Raw genomic sequence first — 17,678 nt, 5'->3', positions numbered from 1 at the left:
CCGCGCGGACCCGCCCCCACCCGGAGCCCCCGCATGCCCGCACACACCCTGTCCACCGACCGGCGCACCGTGCTGCGCGCCGTCCTGCTCGGCGCCGCCGGGCTCACCGCCGCCCCGCTGCTGTCCGCCTGCGGTGGCGGCGCCGCCCCCGCCGGGCGGATCTCCGCCCGGGTCGAGGACTCCGGCGCCGGCACGGCCAGCTCGGTGATCCGCCCGATCGCCGAGCAGAACGGCCTGCTCGACGGCCTCGACCTCACCTACATCGCCGGGACCGGACCGGGAGACGTGCAGAACAAGCTGCTCTCCGGGGCGCTCGACGCGGCGAGCTTCGGTCCGCTCGGTGCGGTGGTCGCCGGCGAGGCCGGCTCGGACGTCGTGCTGTTCTCGGCGAACCTGACCAACCACGTCCGCTGGCTGGTCCCCGAGAACAGCCCGTACCGGACCCCGGCCGACCTGCGTGGCAGGCGGGTCGCGACGCCGCCGAACAACAGCGACGCGTTCCGCTCCACCCAGCTCGCGGCCGCCGTCAACGGCACCGACCTGAACGTCGAGTACGAGCTGTTCCCGGGTGCGGTGCTGGCCGGGCTGGCGCTGTTCGACCGCGGCGACGTCGACGCGATCGTCACCATCGAGCCGAACGCGACCCGCCTCGTCGGCCGGGGCGCCCGGCAGATCGCCACCGTCGGGGAGGAGTGGTCGCGGGGCACCGGGGAGGACCCGGCCGCGCTCGTCCTCAACGGCCAGGGCACGGTGCGCTCGTTCCTGGACGAGAACCCGGACACCGTCCGGGCGGTCGCCGATCTGCGGGTCGGCGCGCACGAGGTGATCCGGGAGCGTCCGGAGATCCTCGCCGAGCTGCACGAGGTCTACGGGATCCCGGCCGAGGAGCGCGCGGCGATCGAGCTGCTGCCGGAGCGGATGCGCGACGTCTATCCGGTCGAGTGGGGCCCGGCGGTCTTCGCGAACCTGCAGCGCCAGGTCGAGGTCGCCCAGCAGGTCGGGCTGGTGACGGCGGTGCCGGAGCAGCTGCCCTGGATCGACCTGGAGACCCTGTGACCAGCACCGACACCGCAGCCGGCCGGACCGCGGCGGCACCGGCCGGCCGGCCCACCGGGACCGTCCCGCCGCCGGAGCGCCCCGCCGTCCCGGCCCCGCCGCGCCGCCTGCTGCGCGCGGCCGGGCCCGCCGCGCTGTTCCTGGTCCTCGCCGCGCTGGCCTGGCAGCTGATGGCGGTGTTGCTCGACTCGGTGCTGGTGCCGACCGTCGGCGACGTCGTGACCGAGCTCGTCGGCATCGTCGTCGACGGCTCGTTCGCCGAGCAGCTCGGGATCACCGTGCTGCGCGTCGCGCTCGGCTTCGCGCTCGCCTTCCTGGTCGCCGTCGCCGTCGGGATCGCCATGGGGCGCAACGAGTTCGCCCGCCGGTTCTTCGAGCCGGCGGTGCTGCTCGGGCTGACCATCCCCGGGCTCGTGTGGGCGCTGCTGTGCGTGATCTGGTTCGGTGTCGGCCTCGCCAACCCGGTCATCGCGGTCGCCCTCGCCTCGGCGCCCGCCCTGGTGCTGACGATCTACCAGGGCGTCCGCTCGGTCGATCCGGACCTGCTGGAGATGGCGCACGTCTACCGGTTCTCCCGGAGCACCCGGCTGCGCAGGCTGTGGCTGCCCGCGCTGGCGCCGTCGCTGTTCGCCGGGGCCCGCCTCGGCCTGTCCCTGGGCTGGAAGGTGATCGTGCTGGTCGAGGTGTTCGGCATGTCCTCCGGCGTCGGCTACCAGCTCAACAACGCCTTCGCCGGGCAGAACGTCGGCGCCGTGCTGGCCTGGACGCTGCTGTTCGCGGTGGTCATGGCGGTGCTGGAGTACGGCGTCCTGCAGGGCCTGGAACGGCGGGCGAGCCGCTGGCGCAAGGTGGTGTCGGTATGAGCGCCCCACCCACCACCCGGATCCGGCTGGACGGCATCGGCAAGACCTTCGTCGACGCCCGCTCCGGCGCCCCGCAGACCGTGCTGGAGGACTTCTCGCTCACCGTCGACGACGGCGAGCTGGTCGCCGTCGTCGGTGCGTCCGGCACCGGGAAGACCACCCTGCTGCACGTCGTCGCCGGGCTGACCGTGCCCGAGACCGGCACCGTCGAGATCGGCCGGCCGCGGCTCGGCGTCGTGTTCCAGCAGCCCCGGCTGCTGGACTGGCTGCCGGTCCGGCAGAACGTGGTGCTCGCCCTGGAGGCGGCCGGGCTCGACCCGGCGGGCGCGGACCCGGTGCTCGACGCGGTCGGCCTCACCGAGTACGCCGGGTCCTATCCGAGCGTGCTGTCCGGCGGGCAGCGCCAGCGGGTCGCGGTGGCCCGCGCGTTCGCCGTCGAACCCGACCTGGTGCTGCTCGACGAGCCGTTCAGCGCGCTCGACGAGCTCACCGCCCGCAAGCTGCGGCTGCTCCTGCAGGAGCTGTGGATGCAGCGCCCGCGCAGCGGTCTGCTGGTCACCCACAACCCGCTGGAGGCGGCGCTGCTCGCCGACCGGGTGATCGTGCTTGCCGGCCGCCCGGCCCGGATCGTCGCCGAGCACCGGGTGGACCGCAGCCGGCCCCGCTCCGCGGAGGACCCGTACCTGTTCGACCTGCACACCCGGATCGTCGCCGCGCTCGCCTGAGCGCACCCGAGAGGAGACCCGCATGACCGACCGACCCCAGGTCACCATGGAGCTGCTGTCCCTGGTGTTCTCGCTGCCCCAGCTCGTCGCCCGCGACGAGGGCTACTTCGCCGAGGAGGGCGTCGACGTCGAGTTCGTCACCAAGGCGTACGCGAACGCCGGGATCGCGCCGCTGGAGGACCACCAGCTGCTCAGCTCGTTCGGCTCGACCAAGTCGCACTTCGAGAGCGGCGAGGCGTCGCTGTACCGGGCCTGCGAGTGGGGCCAGGTGCGCCGTGCCGGGGACACCACGGTCGGCGGCCGGGTGGTCAGCAAGCGGGCCGCCGTCAATGGGCAGGCGATCATGGTCCGCGGCGACCACCTGGCCACCCACCCGCAGGACCTGGCGGGCGTCACCGTCGCGGTGAACTTCCACCACGGCTCGCACTACGTCGCGCTGCAGACGCTGGAGGGCTTCCTGCCCCGCGAGGAGATCAGCGTCGCGCACTACGGCGGCCCGCAGGTCCGGTTCGAGGCGCTGCGCGACGGCACCGTCGAGGCGGCGGCGCTGATGGAGCCGTGGATCACCCTCGCCGAGAAGCAGGGCTACAAGATCCTCGCCGAGGCGTTCTACGTCGGCGCCGAGATCGCCAGCCCGCAGGTCGACGAGGACACCTACGCCCGGATCAACCGGGCCGTGGTGCGCGCGGTGCGCAAGCTCAACGAGGACCCGCGACCCTACCTGCACCACCTCACCGCGGAGATCCCGCCGGAGCTCGGCACCGTCGAGCCGCACGAGATCCCGCTGGGCCGGCTGCGCTACGTCGATCCGGCGCCGTACCCGGAGGCCCAGTTCCGGCGCACCTACGACTGGATGGTGTCCTGGGGCCTGATCGAGGACGACCGCACCTTCGACTCGCTGGTCAAGAACCTGGTTGATGTCTGATCACGATCTCGCCGTGACGCGGCCACGCCCGGGTGTCCGGGCGTGGCCGCTCTACGTCGGCGGCTTCCTCGGCCCCTACGCCAGCACCATGGTCACGCCGATGGTGCCCGAGGTCGCGCAGGGGCTGGCGACCACGCCGGAGCTGGCCGCCGCGGCCGTCACCGCGTACATGCTCCCGTTCGCCGCGGTGATGCTGGTGTCCGGCACGCTGGCCGAGCGCTGGGGCCGGGCCCGCACCATGCAGGTGTCGCTGGTCGCGTTCGTGCTGGCCTGCGGGCTGTGCGTGCTCGCCCCGGGGATCGGGTGGTTCCTCGCGGCGCGCGCCCTGCAGGGCGTCACGAACGCGTTCACCACCCCGCTGCTGGTCGCCGCGATCACCGACCTGGTCCCGCGGGCCGGGCTGGGCCGCGCGCTCGGCTTGTTCGCCGGGATGCAGGCGGCCGGGCAGGCGGCCAGCCCGCTGGTGTCCGGTCCGTCTGCGGCCCTGGACTGGCGGCTGGCGTTCGTGTTCCCGGCGCTGGTCGCGCTGATGCTCGCGGCACTGCCGCCGACGATGACGGCAGGCCCGCCCCGGACCGGCCCGCCGCCGGTGCGCGCCCTGCTCAACCGGAACCTGGCGGTGGCCTGCGGGTTGTCGTTCCTGTGCTACCTGGCGGCGGTCGGGCTGACCGTGCTGGCGATTCTGCGCGCCGCCGACGACTTCGGCCTGGGCCCCTGGGAGCGCGGCCTGCTCGGGTCGTCGTTCGGGGTGGCCGGGCTGCTCGCCGCGCCACTGCTCGGCCGCCGATTGGACCGGCTCGGTCCGCGCCGCACCGGTGTCGGGATGAACCTGCTGCTCGCGGCCGGTCTGGTCGTCGCCGCGGTCGGGCCGACCGTGCTGCTGCTGGGGATCGGGATCGCCGCCGTCGGTGTCGCGGTGACCGGGCTGCGGACCACGGTGAACGCGATCGCCGCGACCAGCACCGAGGGCAACCGGGCCGGGGCGGCGTCGCTGGCGCTGTCGTTCCAGTTCTTCGGCGGGGCACTGGCACCGCTGCTGTGGGTGCCGCTCCACAGCGGGGCGGGCGCCGCCGGGTTCGCCGCGACCGCCGTCGCACCGGCGCTGGCGCTGCTGCTGCTCGCGTTCAGCCGGACCGGGTCGCCGTCCGCGCGGTGACCGCGCGGACGGCCGCGGCGCTCAGTTGCTGTAGTGCGACGCGTCGCCGGTGCGGACCACGCTGCGGGCCCCGCCGGGGGCGACCGGGATGTCACCGGCGAGGGTGATCCGGCGCAGCGAGCGACGGTGGTCGTCGTAGTCGGCCACCGCGTAGTGCTGGGTCGCCCGGTTGTCGAAGATCGCGAAGTCGCCCTCGTCCCAGGACCACCGCACCGTGTTCTCCAGCCGGGTCACCCGGTCCTGCAGCAGGTGGAACAGGGCCTGCGACTCCTTGGAGTTGAGCCCGACGAACTCGCGGACGAAGTGCCCCAGCAGCAGCGCCCGCTCCCCGCTCTCCGGGTGCACCCGCACCACCGGGTGCTCGGTCTCGTAGGTGGTGGAGCGGAACTCGGCCCGGTAGGCGGCGATCTTGTCGTCGTCGGCGGTGGTGTCGGCGTTCTCGGTGTGCGACGAGTAGTCGTAGGAGTTGGTGTGCACCGCCCACAGCTCGTCGACCAGGTTTTTCAGCGGCACCGGCAGGCCGTCGTAGGCGGCGGCGGTGTTCGCCCACACCGTCGAGCCGCCGTAGGGCGGCAGGATCAGCGTGCGCAGCGAGCTGATCGCCGGGATGCGGTCGACGAAGGTGACGTCGGTGTGCCAGCTGTTGGCCTTCCCCCGGTCCGAGTCGACCGGGAGGATGTGCGTCTTCTCGCCGGCCACGGTCGGGTGCGCGACCGTCGGCTCGCCGAACAGCCGGACGAACGCGAGGTGCGCGTCGTCGTCGAGGTGCTGCTGGCCGCGGAAGAACAGCACCTTGTGCTGCAGCAGTGCGGAGCGGATCGCGGAGACCGTCTCCGGGGCGAGGTCGCCGCCCAGGCGGACACCGTCGACGCGGGCTCCGATCCGCCCGCCCACCCGGGTCACCTCGGGCAGCACGGTGGTCGTGGTGTGGTCGGCCTGCAGGGTCACGGGAGCTCCTCCGGTGCGGACGGGTGCTCGCGGCCGGACGCGCCGGGGGTGAGCGGGATCGGTACCGGTGGGCGGGCCGACCGGCTCGGATCCGGATCGGGGCGCCACGGCCTCGGTACCCCCACGACGGTAGGAACGCCGCGGGGTACCCGGCAACCGTTGCGCTCAGCGGGATCACAAACCACCCCGCCGGTCCTGTCGGCGGTCCTGTCGGCGGTCCTGTCAATGTGATCCGGGTACGTGATTCCAGGCGTCGACCGCCGCCCCGGGCCGGTGCTAGCTTCCGGGCATGGACGGACGCGGCGACCGCAACGGGCACCGGCCCGGCCCGGCCGGAGTCGTGCGCCCCTACCTGGTGCTGCGCAGGCACGTGGACTACTGCCGGACGGCCACGGCGATCTGTTGCCACCGCTGATTCCCTGACGGCCGCCCCGCGGCGGCGCCCAGGGTGCCGTCCGGCGCCACCGGATCCCGCTCCGGTCCCGCCGGCACGTCCGCGCCGGATCGTTCCGGCCGTCCCGATCGGCCCCGCCGGGTCCTCGTCCTCCGGCGCCGCCGTGTCCTGCCCGCCGCACGGCCGGGCGCCGGACCCGCCGACACCAGGACCACCACTCCACCGCCGCGAGCACGCGCGCCGCCACACCGGGCGGGCCGCAGCGCCGCCCTGCGCGCCGGTGGACCGCCCCTGAGGACCAGCCATGTCATCAGCCACAGCGTCCCGAGCCGAGGACCGGCCCCGCGGCGTCCGGCGGACCGTCGTCCGAGCGGCCGGGCCGGAGCCCGTCACCGGGGCGGGCGTGCCGGCCGCGGCGGCCGTGTTCGGGGCGGTCCGCAGGCTCGGCGCCCCGTTCCGGGACGAGCTCGTCACCGCCACCGGCCTGTCCCACGCCACGGTGAACCGGCAGGTCGTCGCCCTGGTCGCGGCCGGGCTGCTGCGCGAGCGACCGGATCTGGTGCGGGCCGGGGCGGTGGGCAGGCCACGGGTCCCGGTGGAGATCGACGTCGAGCGCTTCGGCGTGCTCGGCCTGCACGTCGGTCTGCAGCAGACCACGCTCGCCGTCGGTGGCCTGCGCGGGAACGTGCTGTCCGCGATCGACGTGCCGACCCCGCGCGACGGGGACCCGGCCGTCGCGCTGGCCGGACCGGCGGCCCGGCTGCGCCGGTTCGCGGCCGCCCGGCCCGGCCGCACGGTGCTGCAGGTCGGCCTGGTCGTCGGCGGCCGGCTGTCCGGCGAGCGGAACCGGCTCGGGCATCCGCGACTGGGCTGGGACCCGGCGCCGCTCGCCGAGATCGTCGACCGGCTCGGGCTGCCCGGGGTGGTCGTCGTCCCGCAGATCGAGGCGGTGGCCGGTGCCGAGTCGCTGCTGTCCCCGCACGTCGACGAGGGCAGCACGCTGCACGTCTACGCGCGGGAGGCGGTCGGCGCCGTCCTCACCGTCGACGGCCGGGTACACGCCCCGACCGGTGGTCCCGGCACGATCAGCCATCTCCCGGTCGGCGGCGACGAGCCGTGCCACTGCGGCCGCACCGGATGCCTCGAGGCGTCGGCGGGCGACTCGGCGGTAGCCCGTGCCGCGCACGCCGCCGGTCTGGTGCGGGCCCCGGTGATCGAGCAGGTGGTCGCGGCCGCCGAGGACGGCGACCGGCGCGCCCACGACCTGCTCACCGCGCGCGCCCGGTTGCTGGGGAACGGGGTGGCGCTGGTCCGCGACCTGCTCAACCCGGACCGGGTGGTACTCGCCGGGCAGGCGTTCACCCGGTACCGGCCCGGGCTCGCGCACGTCTCGGAGAGCTTCTCGCGGTCCACCGCGCTGCCCCCGATCAGCCTGCAGGCGTCCACCTTCGGCCACGCGCTGCAGGCGGTCGCGGCGTGCACCGCCGGCCTGCGCCCGATCTACGCCGACCCGCTCGGCGCCGTCGCCCGCGCGCCGGCCCGGCGATCACTGTGACCGATCCCGCGCCGGGTTGCGTGGTGACGCGGTGCTCTGTTGCGCTCATGGGGTGGGAGGAAGCGAGCTGACCCGCCGACTGTGGGTCGACCTGGGCCGGGTGCACGCCCAGGCCTGTCGGGCACCCCGCAGCCGCTGAACACCCCCCACCACCCCGGAAGGTCCCCGTGCCCGACGCACCCCTCACCATGCACTGGTTCCTGCCCACGATGGGCGACGGCCGCCATCTCGTCGGTGGCGGCCACGGCAACGCCACCGGCTCGGCGGGCACCATCCGCCCGGCCTCGATCGGCTACCTCACCCAGGTCGCCCGGGCCGCCGAGCAGGCCGGCTTCGACGGGGCGCTGACCCCGACCGGCGCCTGGTGCGAGGACGCCTGGATCACCACCGCGATGCTCGTCGCGCACACCGAGCGGCTGAAGTTCCTGGTCGCGTTCCGGCCCGGCTCGATCTCGCCGACCCTGGCCGCGCAGCAGGCCGCGAGCTTCCAGCGGCACTCCGGCGGGCGGCTGCTGCTCAACGTCGTCACCGGCGGCGAGTCCCGCGAGCAGCGCGCCTACGGCGACTTCCTCGACAAGGACGCCCGCTACGCCCGCACCGGCGAGTTCCTGTCGGTGGTGACCCGGCTGTGGCGCGGCGAGACCGTCGACCTGGACGGCGAGCACCTGCGGGTGGAGGCCGCATCGCTGTCCCGGCTGCCCGATCCGGTGCCGCCGGTGTACTTCGGCGGATCGTCCCCGGCCGCCGGTGACACCGCCGCCGAGCACGCCGACGTCTACCTCACCTGGGGCGAGCCGGTCGAGCAGGTCCGGGAGAAGGTCGGCTGGATCCGCAAGCTCGCCGCCGACCGCGGGCGCACCGTCCGGTTCGGCATCCGGCTGCACGTCATCACCCGGGACACCGCGGCGGAGGCGTGGGCGCAGGCGCAGAAACTGCTCGACGCGCTCGACCCGGACACGATCGCCGGGGTGCAGCAGGGCCTGGCCGCGTCCGAGTCGGAGGGGCAGCGCCGGATGCGTGCCCTGCACGGCGGGTCGCGGGAGAACCTCACCATCGCCCCGAACCTGTGGGCGGGAGTGGGACTCGTCCGCGGCGGCGCCGGGACCGCGCTGGTCGGTTCGCACACCGAGGTCGCCGACCGGATCGCCGACTACCACGCCGCCGGGATCGACGAGTTCGTCCTCTCCGGGTACCCGCACCTGGAGGAGGCCTGGTGGATGGGGGAGGGGGTGCTGCCGGTGCTGCGCGAGCGCGGCCTGTGGTCCCCGCCGGACGGCGCCGTCGTCGAGGCCGACGAGGCCCGCTCGGTGCCGTTCGCCGCGGACTACCGCAGGTGAGCCGCGGACTACCGCAGGTGAGCACCGCGAGCGGCACGGCACCCACCGCCCCGGACAGCCCGGCCGCGCGGCGCAAGGTCCTGATCGCCTCGCTGGTCGGCACCACCATCGAGTGGTACGACTTCTTCCTCTACGCCACCGCGGCCGGCCTGGTCTTCCCGATCCTGTTCTTCCCGTCCGACGACCCGACCGTCGGCACGCTTCTCGCGTTCGGCACGTTCGCGGTCGGCTTCGTCGCCCGCCCGGTCGGCGCGGTGATCTTCGGGCACATCGGCGACCGGGTCGGCCGCAAGCAGACCCTGGTCGCGACGATGCTGCTGATGGGCGTCGCGACCGCGCTGATCGGGCTGCTGCCGCCGTACGCCGCGATCGGCGTCGCCGCGCCGCTGCTGCTGGTGCTGCTGCGGATCCTGCAGGGCGTCGCGGTCGGCGGCGAGTGGGGCGGCGCGGTGCTGCTCGCCATCGAGAACGCGCCGCCCGGGAAGCGCGGCCTCTACGGCAGCGTCCCGCAGATCGGCCTGGGCCTCGGGCTCGCGCTGGGCACCGGGGCGTTCGCGCTGCTCGCCGAGTTCCTCGACGACGAGACCTTCCTGGCCTACGGCTGGCGGGCCGCGTTCCTGGTGTCGGTGCTGCTGGTCGTCGTCGGGCTCGCGGTGCGGCTGACGATCCTGGAAACCCCGGAGTTCCGGAAGCTGCAGGAGACCGGGACGACGACGAAGGTCCCCGCGGTCGAGCTGTTCCGCACCCGGGTGCACCGCCGCGGGCTCGGCACCGGGATGCTCGCCCGCTGGGCCGAGGGCGCCGCGTTCAACACCTGGGGTGTCTTCGTCATCACCTACGCGGTGACCACCGTCGGGGTGGACTGGGTGCTCGTCCTGGTCGCGGTCACGGCCGGGGCGCTGCTGATGGCGGTGGTGACGCCGCTGGCCGGGCTGCTCGCCGACCGGTTCGGCAGACGACGGGTGTTCGGCACCGGCGCCGTCCTGTTCGGACTGTCGGTGATCCCGTCGTTCCTGTTGGTGGGGACGGGTGTGGGCTGGATCGTCGTGGTCGTGGTGCTGTTCCAGCTGGGCGTCGCCTACGCGCTGATGACCGGCACCCAGTCGGCGCTCTACGCGGAGCTGTTCGAGGCCGACGTGCGCTACACCGGACTGTCGCTGGTCTACCAGGTGTCCGGGATCTACGCCTCCGGCCTGACGCCGGCGATCCTGACCGCGCTGCTCGCCGCCGGGGCCGGGAGCCCCTGGATCGCCGGCGGCTACCTGGTCCTGACCGCGGTGATCAGCGTGGTGACGGTGTGGGTGATGCCGCGCTACATCGGCTGGCGTCCGGAATGGACACGCTCGGAACCCTGGTGAGCGCCGGACCCGGAACGCCGCGAGCGGACCCCTCGTGGCCGGGGGACGGCCACGGGAGGTCCGCTCGTGAGGGAGGGGGCGGCGGCGCCCCGTGGGGAGTGCGGGGGTGCGGCCCCGGGGTCGGGGCGGTGCTCAGACGTCGGCGGCCTGCTTCTCGGCGAACCGGCGCCACGCCGTCCACGCCACACCGGCGGCGAGCAGCAGGTAGAGCACCACGGTGATCGGGCTCGACACCAGCACGGCCGGGTCGTTGTCCGAGTTGCCCATCGCGTCGCGCAGCGAGTACTCGGCGAGCGGGCCGAGGATCACCGCGATCAGCACCGGCGCGACCGGGATGTCGTAGAGCCGCATCGCCAGCCCCAGCACGCCGAGCACCAGCATGATCACCAGGTCGACGGTGCTCGCGCCGGCCGCGTACACGCCGAACGCGGCGAACACCGCGATCCCCGCGTACAGGTAGGACTTCGGCACCCGCAGCAGCTGCGCCCAGAGCGGCGCGAACGGCAGGTTCAGGATCAGCAGCACGATCATCGCCAGGAAGAAGCCGGCGAGCAGCGCCCACACGATGTCCCCGGAGCGCTCCAGCAGCAGCGGGCCGGGCTGCAGGCCGTACTGCTGGAACGCGGCGAGCAGGATCGCCGCGGTCGCCGAGGTCGGGAGGCCGAGCGCGAGCAGCGCGCCCATCGCGGTGCCGGCGGTGGCGTTGCCCGCCGCCTCCGGCGCGGCGACACCCTCGATGGCGCCCTTGCCGAACGTCGGCTCCGGCTTGCGCCGGTCCAGGCGGCGCTCGGTGCCGTAGGCGAGGAACGTCGGCACCTCGGCGCCACCGGCCGGGATGACGCCGAACGGGACGCCGATCGCGGTGCCGCGCAGCCAGGCGGGCAGCGCCTGCCGGAACTCGGCGCGGGACAGCCACCAGCGACCGGTCGGCATGACGGCCTTGGTGTCCTGGGCCCGGCCGACCTTCGCGGCCTGGCTGAACACCTCGCCCAGCGCGAGCAGCGACACCGTGATGACGACGATCGAGATGCCGTCGAGCAGCGGGGAGAAGCCGAACGAGAACCGCGGGCTCCCGGACGGCTGGTCGATCCCGATCAGCGCCAGGGTGAGGCCGATGGCGAGCGCGGCGACACCGCGGATCGCGGAGTCGGCGACCACCGCGGAGATCGCGACGAACGCGAACACGGCCAGTGCCAGGAACTCGGCCGGGCCGAACCCGGTGGCGAGCTGCGCGAGCATGGGCGCGAAGAAGACGACCAGCGCGGAGGCGGCCATGCCGCCGATGAACGCGCCGATCGCGCCGGTGGCGAGCGCCTGTGCGGCCTTGCCGCGCAGGGCCATGCGGTGGCCCTCGAAGGTGCTGGCGATCGCCGTGGAGTTGCCGGGCGTGTTCATCAGGAAGCCGGCGATCGAGTCGCCGAACAGCCCGCCGAAGTAGATCCCGGTGAACATGATCAGCGCGCTGGTCGGGTCCAGGACGAAGGTCAGCGGCAGCAGCAGCGCCACCGCCATCGCCGAGCCGAGGCCGGGGAGCACGCCGACCGCGGTGCCCATCAGGGCGCCGAGGAACACGAACAGCAGCGCGGACGGGCTCAGGATGTCGGCGAAACCGCCGAGCAGGTTGGACAGCTGTTCCATCGCTCAGAACCCCCCGACGAAGCCGCTGGGCAGCGAGATCCCCAGCAGGGCGCTGAACACGACCTGAACCGCGGAGGAGACCGCCAGGCCACCGAGCACGATGCCCGGCCAGCGGCGGTTGCCCAGCGCCACCGCGACCGCGGTGAACAGGCCGGTGGCGGACAGGATCCAACCGAGGAACGGCAGGACGATGATGAACCCGGCGACACCGCCGACCGCGGTGAGCACGGCGGGCACGTTGACGCCGTCGGGCGCGGCCGGACCGGCCTCGCCGGAGTCCCCGGCGGAACCGTCGGCGGCGCCCGCGGCGGGGGTGTCGTACTCGGGTCGCGGGCGGAGGATGTCGAACGCGAGCAGCGCGGCGACGACGAAGCAGAGCACCGCCACGATCCACGGCATGGTGGTCGGGCCGAACAGGCCGCCGTCGCCGACGACCTCCATCGTCACGGTGCCGTAGACCAGGAAGATCCCCAGTCCGGCGAGGATGGCGGGGACGACCAGGGCGCCCCTCGACAGATGTGCAGGACGGCCGCTCATACCAATCCCAGCTCCTTCAGAAGGTCGTGGATCCGGGTCTGCTCGGTCACGAGGAACTTCTCGAAGTCCTCGCCGTAGATCTCGCTGCGTACCCACCGGTTGCGTTCGACGGCCTCCGACCAGGACTCGGTGGCGACCATCTCGCGGGCGATCGCCTCGAGCTCGGCCCGCTCGTCCGGGGTGATCCCGGCCGGGGCGACCAGGCCGCGCCAGTTCACGAGATCGACCTGGCCGAACCCGAGCTCGTCCATGGTGGGGGCGTCGACCCCGGTCAGCCGCTCGGGCGAGACGACCGCCAGCACCCGCAGCTGGCCGGACTCGACCAGGTCGCGGAAGTCGTTGTAGCCGGAGACGCCGACGCCGACGGTGCCGGCGGCGGTGGACAGCAGGCTGAGCGTGAGCTCACCGCCGCCCGGGTGCGGGGTGTAGACCATGTTCTCGACCGGGATGCCGCGGGCCTGCGCGAGCTGCGCGGCGACCATGTGGTCGATGCCGCCGGCGGATCCGCCGCCGATCGGCAGGGCGGCCGGGTTCGACTCCCACGCCACGAGCATGTCCTCGAGCGTGCGGAACGGTGACGCCGCGGGGACGGCGATCACCTCGAAGTCCTCGGCGAGCCGGGCGATCGGCGTGGTGTCGGCCAGGCTCAGCGGGCTGCCGGACTGGCTGATCCCGCCGAGCATCACGGTGCCGGTGACCATCATCGTGGTCTCCTCGCCGGCGAGCCCGGCCAGCTGGTTCAGGCCGATGGTGCCGCCGGCGCCCGGGATGTTGACCACCTGGACGGTGTTCACGATGTTCCCGGTGCGCATGGCCTGCTGGGACTCGCGGGCGACGAGATCCCAGCCGCCGCCCGCCGCTGCGGGGGCGATCATGGTGAGGTTGGAGCGCGCCGCCTGACCCTCCCCGGACCGGGCGGCGTCGGCGAAGGCGGTCACCGCGAGTGCGGCGACGAGTACGATTCCCAGGGCTGCGATGACCTGCCGTCGTGGCATGGCGGGAACGGTAATCACAGGTATGGGCCGTTACCAATGTCCGGCTTCGATAACTCAATGTCCGCTGCGAACACAATGAACTTTTCCGGGTTTCTGCCCATTCCGTGATTAGGGTCGGCGCCGTCCGCACGCGCCTGATGGGGAGCGACATGACGATCTGTGTGGCCTACGGCCCGACGCCCGAGGGGACCGCCGCGCTGGACCTCGCGGTCCGCGAGTCCCGGCTGCGGGGTGCGAGGCTGGTGGCGCTCGCGACCGAGCACCAGGAGCGGTTCGAGAACGACACCGAGCCCGACGACGGCGGGCCGCTGCGGGACCGGGTGGAGTCCCGGCTCGCCGCGCTGCGCGCCGACGGCGACCCGGAGACCGACGTCCAGGTGATCGACGACGGTGGCGACGCGGCCGAGGCGATCCTGGACCTGGCCGCGGCGGCGGGGGCGTCGCTGCTCGTCGTCGGGGTCCGGCGGCGCAGCCCGGTCGGCAAGCTGCTCACCGGCAGCGTCGCGCAGCGCATCATCCTCGAGTCACCGGTGCCGGTACTGGTCACGCACGCCGCCCGATAGGCCGGCCTTCTCGCAGGTCAGGCATACCTCACCGGATGTCTGACGGGTCACGGAACGGCATGCGGGCGGGCGGTTCGGGGCATACCGGAACCGAGACCGGCGTTGCACCCCGTGTAGGCGGGAGACCCCCGCCGGTGCTCGTTCCGGACCGACGCGAAAGGAGCCGTGCAAACCATGGCCACCCCGATCACCAGCCCGCTCGACGACGGTGCCCGCGACATCACCGGTCGTGTGCTGCAGGAGACCCTGGTCGATCTCGTCGACCTCTCCCTGGTCGCCAAGCAGGCGCACTGGAACCTCGTCGGCAAGCAGTTCCGCGACATCCACCTGCACCTCGACGAGCTCGTCGACCTGGCCCGCGAGCACGGCGACAACGTCGCCGAGCGCTCCGCCGCCATCGGCGTCGCCCCGGACGGCCGGGTGCGGACCGTCGGCCGTGACACCGGCCTGCCGGAGTACCCGGAGGGCTACGTGTCCGACGCCGACACCGTGCTGGCCGTCTCGGCGACCGTCGACGTCGCCGTCGACCGGCTCCGCCCGCGCATCGAGCAGGCCGGCAAGGCCGACCCGCTCACCGAGGACCTGCTCATCGAGCTGGGCCGCGCGCTGGAGGAGGCCCGCTGGATGTGGCAGGCGCAGGCCGCCGGGTACCGCGGCGAGGCCTGATCCCGATCACCGGCCCCGGGCACCGCACGGTGTCCGGGGCCGATCGGCGCCCGGGGCCGGTCAGCGGGCGACCGCGGCCGTCGCGGCGGCGACGCTGGCCCGCCAGATCGCCATCGCCGACCACAGCACGAACACCTGCACCGGCAGCGCCAGCGCGGCGGGGAGCTGCGCCGCGTAGGAGGGGCGCAGCGCGCCGGTCCGCCACACCCGGCCGGCCTCGTTCGCCGCGTCCGCGGTGGTGAGCAGCGCGAACCGGCGGCCGATCCCGGAGCCGGCCATCCGATAGGTGAGGTCGCCGACCTCGACGTTCCAGTGCGGCGTCGACAGCGGGCCGTACGGGTGGTCGACGGTGCGCAGGATGTGCGCGCGGATGTCGCCCTCCAGCGCGAACCGGGCGACACCCTCCGAGCGCAGCGCGTAGGGATGGCCGTCGATGACCAGGTCGCGATGCGGTTGCCAGGTCCGGGCGGTCCAGCCGGTGACCGGTCGGCCGTCCTGGGTGACCTCGTAGCGGACGCTGAACAGCCGCACCCGGGTGGACGACGCACGCAGCACCTCCTCAGCCTGCCACCACCCGGCCGGTTCCGGCAGGACCGGATCGACGCTCGCCTGGCCGGGAATGCCGCGGCCGCCGGATTCCGTTGGCACTGCTCAGTACCTGGAGTGAACCCGAGGAGCGTCGTGCACCGGATCCGCCTGTCCCCGCCGGTCGCCTTCGCCGTGGTCGCGGCGACCTTCCTGTGGTTCCTGGCCGCGTCGTCGGCGCCGTCCCCGCTCTACGTCGTCTACCAGGAGCGGTTCGCCTTCACCGAGTTCACCCTGACGGCGGTGTTCGCGGTCTACGTGCTCGCATTGATCGCCGCGCTGCTCGTCGTCGGCGCGCTGTCCGACCACGTCGGCCGCAGGCCGGTGCTGCTCGGCGCGATCGCGCTGGAGATCGTCGCGCTGGTGCTGTTCCTGCTGGCCGACGGGGTCGGCTGGCTGCTGGGTGCCCGGATCGTGCAGGGCATCGCGACCGGTGCGGCGACCGCGACCCTGCCGGCGGCCATCGTCGATCTCGCGCCGCGACCCGAGCGGGCCGGCCTGGTCAACGGCACTGCGCCGCTCGCCGGGCTCGGGCTCGGCGGGCTCGCGACCGGCGCGCTCGTCGAGTTCGCCCCCGCCCCGACCCGGCTGGTCTGGGCGCTGCTGCTCGGCGGCCTGCTGGTGGCCGCGCTGCTGATCGCGCTGATCCCGGAGACGGTCACCCGCAGTCCCGGCGCGCTCGCCTCGCTGCGCCCCCGGCTCGCGGTTCCGAAGCGGGTCCGGCCCGGGTTCGTGGCGATCGTCCCGACCCTGGTCGCGAGCTGGTCGCTGGGCGGGCTGTACCTGTCACTCGGCCCGTCGGTGGTGATCGGGCTGTTCGGGATGCGGAACCACCTCGTCGGTGGGCTGGTGGTCGCGGCGCTGTGCCTGACCGGCGCGGCGAGCGCCTACGTGCTTCGGCACCGGGCGCCGGCCCGGGTGCTGGCACCGGCCGCGCTGCTGCTCGGGCTCGGCACCCTGGTCACGCTGGCCGGGACGCTCGCCGGGCTGCTCCCGGTCGCGACCGCCGGGACCCTGGTGGCCGGCGTCGGGTTCGGGTCGGCGGCCTACGCGACGTTCGGGACGTTGGCCGCGCTGGCCACCCCGCACGAGCGCGGCGAGCTGTTCGCCGCCACCTACAGCCTGGCCTACCTGGCGTTCAGCGTGCCCGCGATGCTCGCCGGGGTGGCGGCGACGGCCGTCGGGCTGCGGCCGACCGCGCTGGTCTACGGCGGTGTGGTCGTCGGTCTGGCGGTGGTCGCGACGGTGCTCGCCCGGCGTGTCCCGGCGTCCGCCACCGGGGAACGGGTTCCCGCGACGACCCGCACCGGGTGATCGACCGGCGGCGGTACCGCGAACGCTGAGCTGTTCGTCCGAATTGCGTTACTCCTTTCGACGGTCGACGCGCACGGTTGACCACTCGTCGTTCCACGGACGGTGAGCGTGTGTCACGGGTTGTGAGTGGGATGTCCGGCGTGATTACCGTGTCGGCCCGTTCGAACCGCTCCCCGACGCACGGAGGTACGACCCCATGGCAGGACGCCACCGGAAACCCACCCCGACCGGCCGGCGCGCCGCCCGGATCGGCGCGCTGACCGCGATGGCGGCCGCCCCGCTGGGCTTCGTCGGCACCGCGGTCGCGGCCCCGTCGTCTCCGTCGGCGCCGTCGGCCCCGTCGGTCGAGCAGACCGACACCTGGGACCAGCTGGCGCACTGCGAGAGCACCGGGAACTGGGACGCCGACACCGGCAACGGCTTCACCGGTGGACTGCAGTTCACACCGTCCACCTGGGAGGAGTTCGGCGGCACCCAGTACGCGGCGAGCGCCCACCAGGCGTCGAAGTCCCAGCAGATCGCCGTCGCCAAGAAGGTTCAGGACCAGCAGGGCTGGAAGGCGTGGCCCGCCTGCACGAAGAAGCTCGGCTGGCGCTGAGCGGGCAGACTCGGGGGATGAGCGTCGATCTCGACAGCGTCCGCCGGATCGTCGCGGCGGACAGCGGACTGTGCACCGTCGCCGTCGTCCGGTCCGACGGCCGCCCGCACACCTCGCTGGTGAACGCCGGCGTCCTCGACCATCCTGTCTCCGGTGAGCCGGTGGCGGCCTACGTGACCTACGGCCCCGTCAAGCTGCGGGCGTTGCGTGCGCGACCCGCGACGTCGCTGCACTGGCGGGCCGGCTGGAAGTGGGCCGCCGTCGAGGGGGCCTCGGAGATCGTCGGGCCGGACGACCCGGTCGAGTGCGTCGACGTCCCGCGCCTGCTGCGGGACGTGTTCACCGCCTGCGGCGGGACCCACGGGGACTGGGCGGAGTACGACCGGGTGATGGCCGAGCAGCGCCGGGCGGCGGTGCTGGTGACGCCGGTGCGGGTGCTGGGGAACTTCTGAGCGGGGGCCGTTC

Annotated in this window: 19 protein-coding genes; 14 read left to right on the top strand and 5 right to left on the bottom strand. The window is 73.9% G+C overall.

Features of this window, described 5'->3' with window-relative positions; all coding sequences use genetic code 11:
* Positions 1 to 33: 33 nt before the first annotated feature.
* Genes ABZ881_RS14020 through ABZ881_RS14000 form a run of 5 tightly spaced genes read left to right on the top strand, consistent with a single transcriptional unit; the run spans position 34 to position 4,725 of the window.
* Positions 34 to 1,056, top strand: coding sequence for an ABC transporter substrate-binding protein (locus tag ABZ881_RS14020; RefSeq protein WP_358484620.1), 1,023 nt, complete (start codon positions 34 to 36; stop codon positions 1,054 to 1,056).
* On the top strand, positions 1,053 to 1,919 hold the full coding sequence (locus ABZ881_RS14015) for an ABC transporter permease (protein WP_358484617.1): 867 nt from the start codon (positions 1,053 to 1,055) through the stop codon (positions 1,917 to 1,919). Before ABZ881_RS14020 ends, ABZ881_RS14015 begins: the two co-directional genes overlap by 4 nt.
* Complete coding sequence (locus ABZ881_RS14010; protein WP_358484615.1) at positions 1,916 to 2,644, top strand: ABC transporter ATP-binding protein; 729 nt, start codon at positions 1,916 to 1,918, stop codon at positions 2,642 to 2,644. Before ABZ881_RS14015 ends, ABZ881_RS14010 begins: the two co-directional genes overlap by 4 nt.
* A 22-nt stretch (positions 2,645 to 2,666) precedes the next feature.
* A complete protein-coding gene (locus tag ABZ881_RS14005; RefSeq protein ID WP_358484613.1) occupies positions 2,667 to 3,569 on the top strand; it encodes an ABC transporter substrate-binding protein in 903 nt (300 codons plus the stop codon).
* A gap of 13 nt (positions 3,570 to 3,582) precedes the next feature.
* On the top strand, positions 3,583 to 4,725 hold the full coding sequence (locus ABZ881_RS14000) for an MFS transporter (protein ID WP_358484611.1): 1,143 nt from the start codon (positions 3,583 to 3,585) through the stop codon (positions 4,723 to 4,725).
* Positions 4,726 to 4,746: 21 nt separating this feature from the next.
* Here ABZ881_RS14000 and ABZ881_RS13995 read toward each other — a convergent pair whose 3' ends face one another.
* On the bottom strand, positions 4,747 to 5,673 hold the full coding sequence (locus ABZ881_RS13995) for a TauD/TfdA family dioxygenase (protein ID WP_358484609.1): 927 nt from the start codon (positions 5,671 to 5,673) through the stop codon (positions 4,747 to 4,749).
* Positions 5,674 to 5,962: 289 nt separating this feature from the next.
* Between ABZ881_RS13995 and ABZ881_RS13990 the strand changes: the two genes are divergently transcribed.
* From ABZ881_RS13990 to ABZ881_RS13975, 4 genes are all read left to right on the top strand, one after another.
* A complete protein-coding gene (locus ABZ881_RS13990) occupies positions 5,963 to 6,088 on the top strand; it encodes a hypothetical protein (protein WP_358484607.1) in 126 nt (41 codons plus the stop codon).
* 283 nt (positions 6,089 to 6,371) lie between these two features.
* Positions 6,372 to 7,622: an ROK family protein gene (locus ABZ881_RS13985; protein WP_358484605.1), complete on the top strand. Its 1,251-nt coding sequence runs from the start codon at positions 6,372 to 6,374 to the stop codon at positions 7,620 to 7,622.
* A gap of 188 nt (positions 7,623 to 7,810) precedes the next feature.
* Positions 7,811 to 8,959: an LLM class flavin-dependent oxidoreductase gene (locus tag ABZ881_RS13980; protein ID WP_358484760.1), complete on the top strand. Its 1,149-nt coding sequence runs from the start codon at positions 7,811 to 7,813 to the stop codon at positions 8,957 to 8,959.
* 17 nt (positions 8,960 to 8,976) lie between these two features.
* Positions 8,977 to 10,317, top strand: a complete 1,341-nt coding sequence (locus ABZ881_RS13975; protein ID WP_358484603.1) for an MFS transporter — start codon at positions 8,977 to 8,979, stop codon at positions 10,315 to 10,317.
* A gap of 132 nt (positions 10,318 to 10,449) precedes the next feature.
* On the opposite strand, the gene ABZ881_RS13970 is transcribed toward ABZ881_RS13975, so the two are convergent.
* Genes ABZ881_RS13970 through ABZ881_RS13960 form a run of 3 tightly spaced genes read right to left on the bottom strand, consistent with a single transcriptional unit; the run spans position 10,450 to position 13,487 of the window.
* Complete coding sequence (locus tag ABZ881_RS13970) at positions 10,450 to 11,955, bottom strand: tripartite tricarboxylate transporter permease (RefSeq protein ID WP_358484601.1); 1,506 nt, start codon at positions 11,953 to 11,955, stop codon at positions 10,450 to 10,452.
* Positions 11,956 to 11,958: 3 nt separating this feature from the next.
* Positions 11,959 to 12,492, bottom strand: a complete 534-nt coding sequence (locus ABZ881_RS13965) for a tripartite tricarboxylate transporter TctB family protein (protein ID WP_358484600.1) — start codon at positions 12,490 to 12,492, stop codon at positions 11,959 to 11,961.
* Positions 12,489 to 13,487: a tripartite tricarboxylate transporter substrate-binding protein gene (locus ABZ881_RS13960; protein ID WP_358484599.1), complete on the bottom strand. Its 999-nt coding sequence runs from the start codon at positions 13,485 to 13,487 to the stop codon at positions 12,489 to 12,491. Before ABZ881_RS13960 ends, ABZ881_RS13965 begins: the two co-directional genes overlap by 4 nt.
* Before the next feature lie 149 nt (positions 13,488 to 13,636).
* On the opposite strand from ABZ881_RS13960, the gene ABZ881_RS13955 reads away from it, so the two are divergent.
* Both ABZ881_RS13955 and ABZ881_RS13950 read left to right on the top strand, forming a co-directional pair.
* Entirely contained in the window at positions 13,637 to 14,050 is a 414-nt protein-coding gene (locus ABZ881_RS13955) for a universal stress protein (protein ID WP_344022296.1), read from the top strand.
* A gap of 174 nt (positions 14,051 to 14,224) precedes the next feature.
* Entirely contained in the window at positions 14,225 to 14,716 is a 492-nt protein-coding gene (locus ABZ881_RS13950) for a DNA starvation/stationary phase protection protein (RefSeq protein ID WP_344022298.1), read from the top strand.
* A 60-nt stretch (positions 14,717 to 14,776) separates the two neighbouring features.
* Here the strand turns inward: ABZ881_RS13950 and ABZ881_RS13945 are convergent, their stop codons facing one another.
* The gene (locus ABZ881_RS13945; RefSeq protein ID WP_358484596.1) at positions 14,777 to 15,364 is read right to left on the bottom strand and encodes a hypothetical protein; all 588 of its coding nucleotides are present in this window, start codon (positions 15,362 to 15,364) and stop codon (positions 14,777 to 14,779) included.
* Between the two features lie 33 nt (positions 15,365 to 15,397).
* Between ABZ881_RS13945 and ABZ881_RS13940 the strand changes: the two genes are divergently transcribed.
* The 3 genes from ABZ881_RS13940 (at position 15,398) to ABZ881_RS13930 (ending at position 17,665) form a co-directional block, all read left to right on the top strand.
* A complete protein-coding gene (locus ABZ881_RS13940) occupies positions 15,398 to 16,615 on the top strand; it encodes an MFS transporter (protein ID WP_358484595.1) in 1,218 nt (405 codons plus the stop codon).
* A 196-nt stretch (positions 16,616 to 16,811) separates the two neighbouring features.
* The gene (locus ABZ881_RS13935; protein ID WP_358484593.1) at positions 16,812 to 17,213 is read left to right on the top strand and encodes a transglycosylase family protein; all 402 of its coding nucleotides are present in this window, start codon (positions 16,812 to 16,814) and stop codon (positions 17,211 to 17,213) included.
* A 17-nt stretch (positions 17,214 to 17,230) separates the two neighbouring features.
* On the top strand, positions 17,231 to 17,665 hold the full coding sequence (locus ABZ881_RS13930) for a pyridoxamine 5'-phosphate oxidase family protein (RefSeq protein ID WP_358484590.1): 435 nt from the start codon (positions 17,231 to 17,233) through the stop codon (positions 17,663 to 17,665).
* The last annotated feature ends 13 nt before the right edge of the window (positions 17,666 to 17,678 follow it).

It is taken from the genome of Pseudonocardia sp. NPDC046786 (assembly GCF_040645415.1).
Taxonomy (GTDB): Bacteria; Actinomycetota; Actinomycetes; order Mycobacteriales; family Pseudonocardiaceae; genus Pseudonocardia; species Pseudonocardia kongjuensis.
This window is presented reverse-complemented; position numbering and strand designations above follow the sequence as displayed.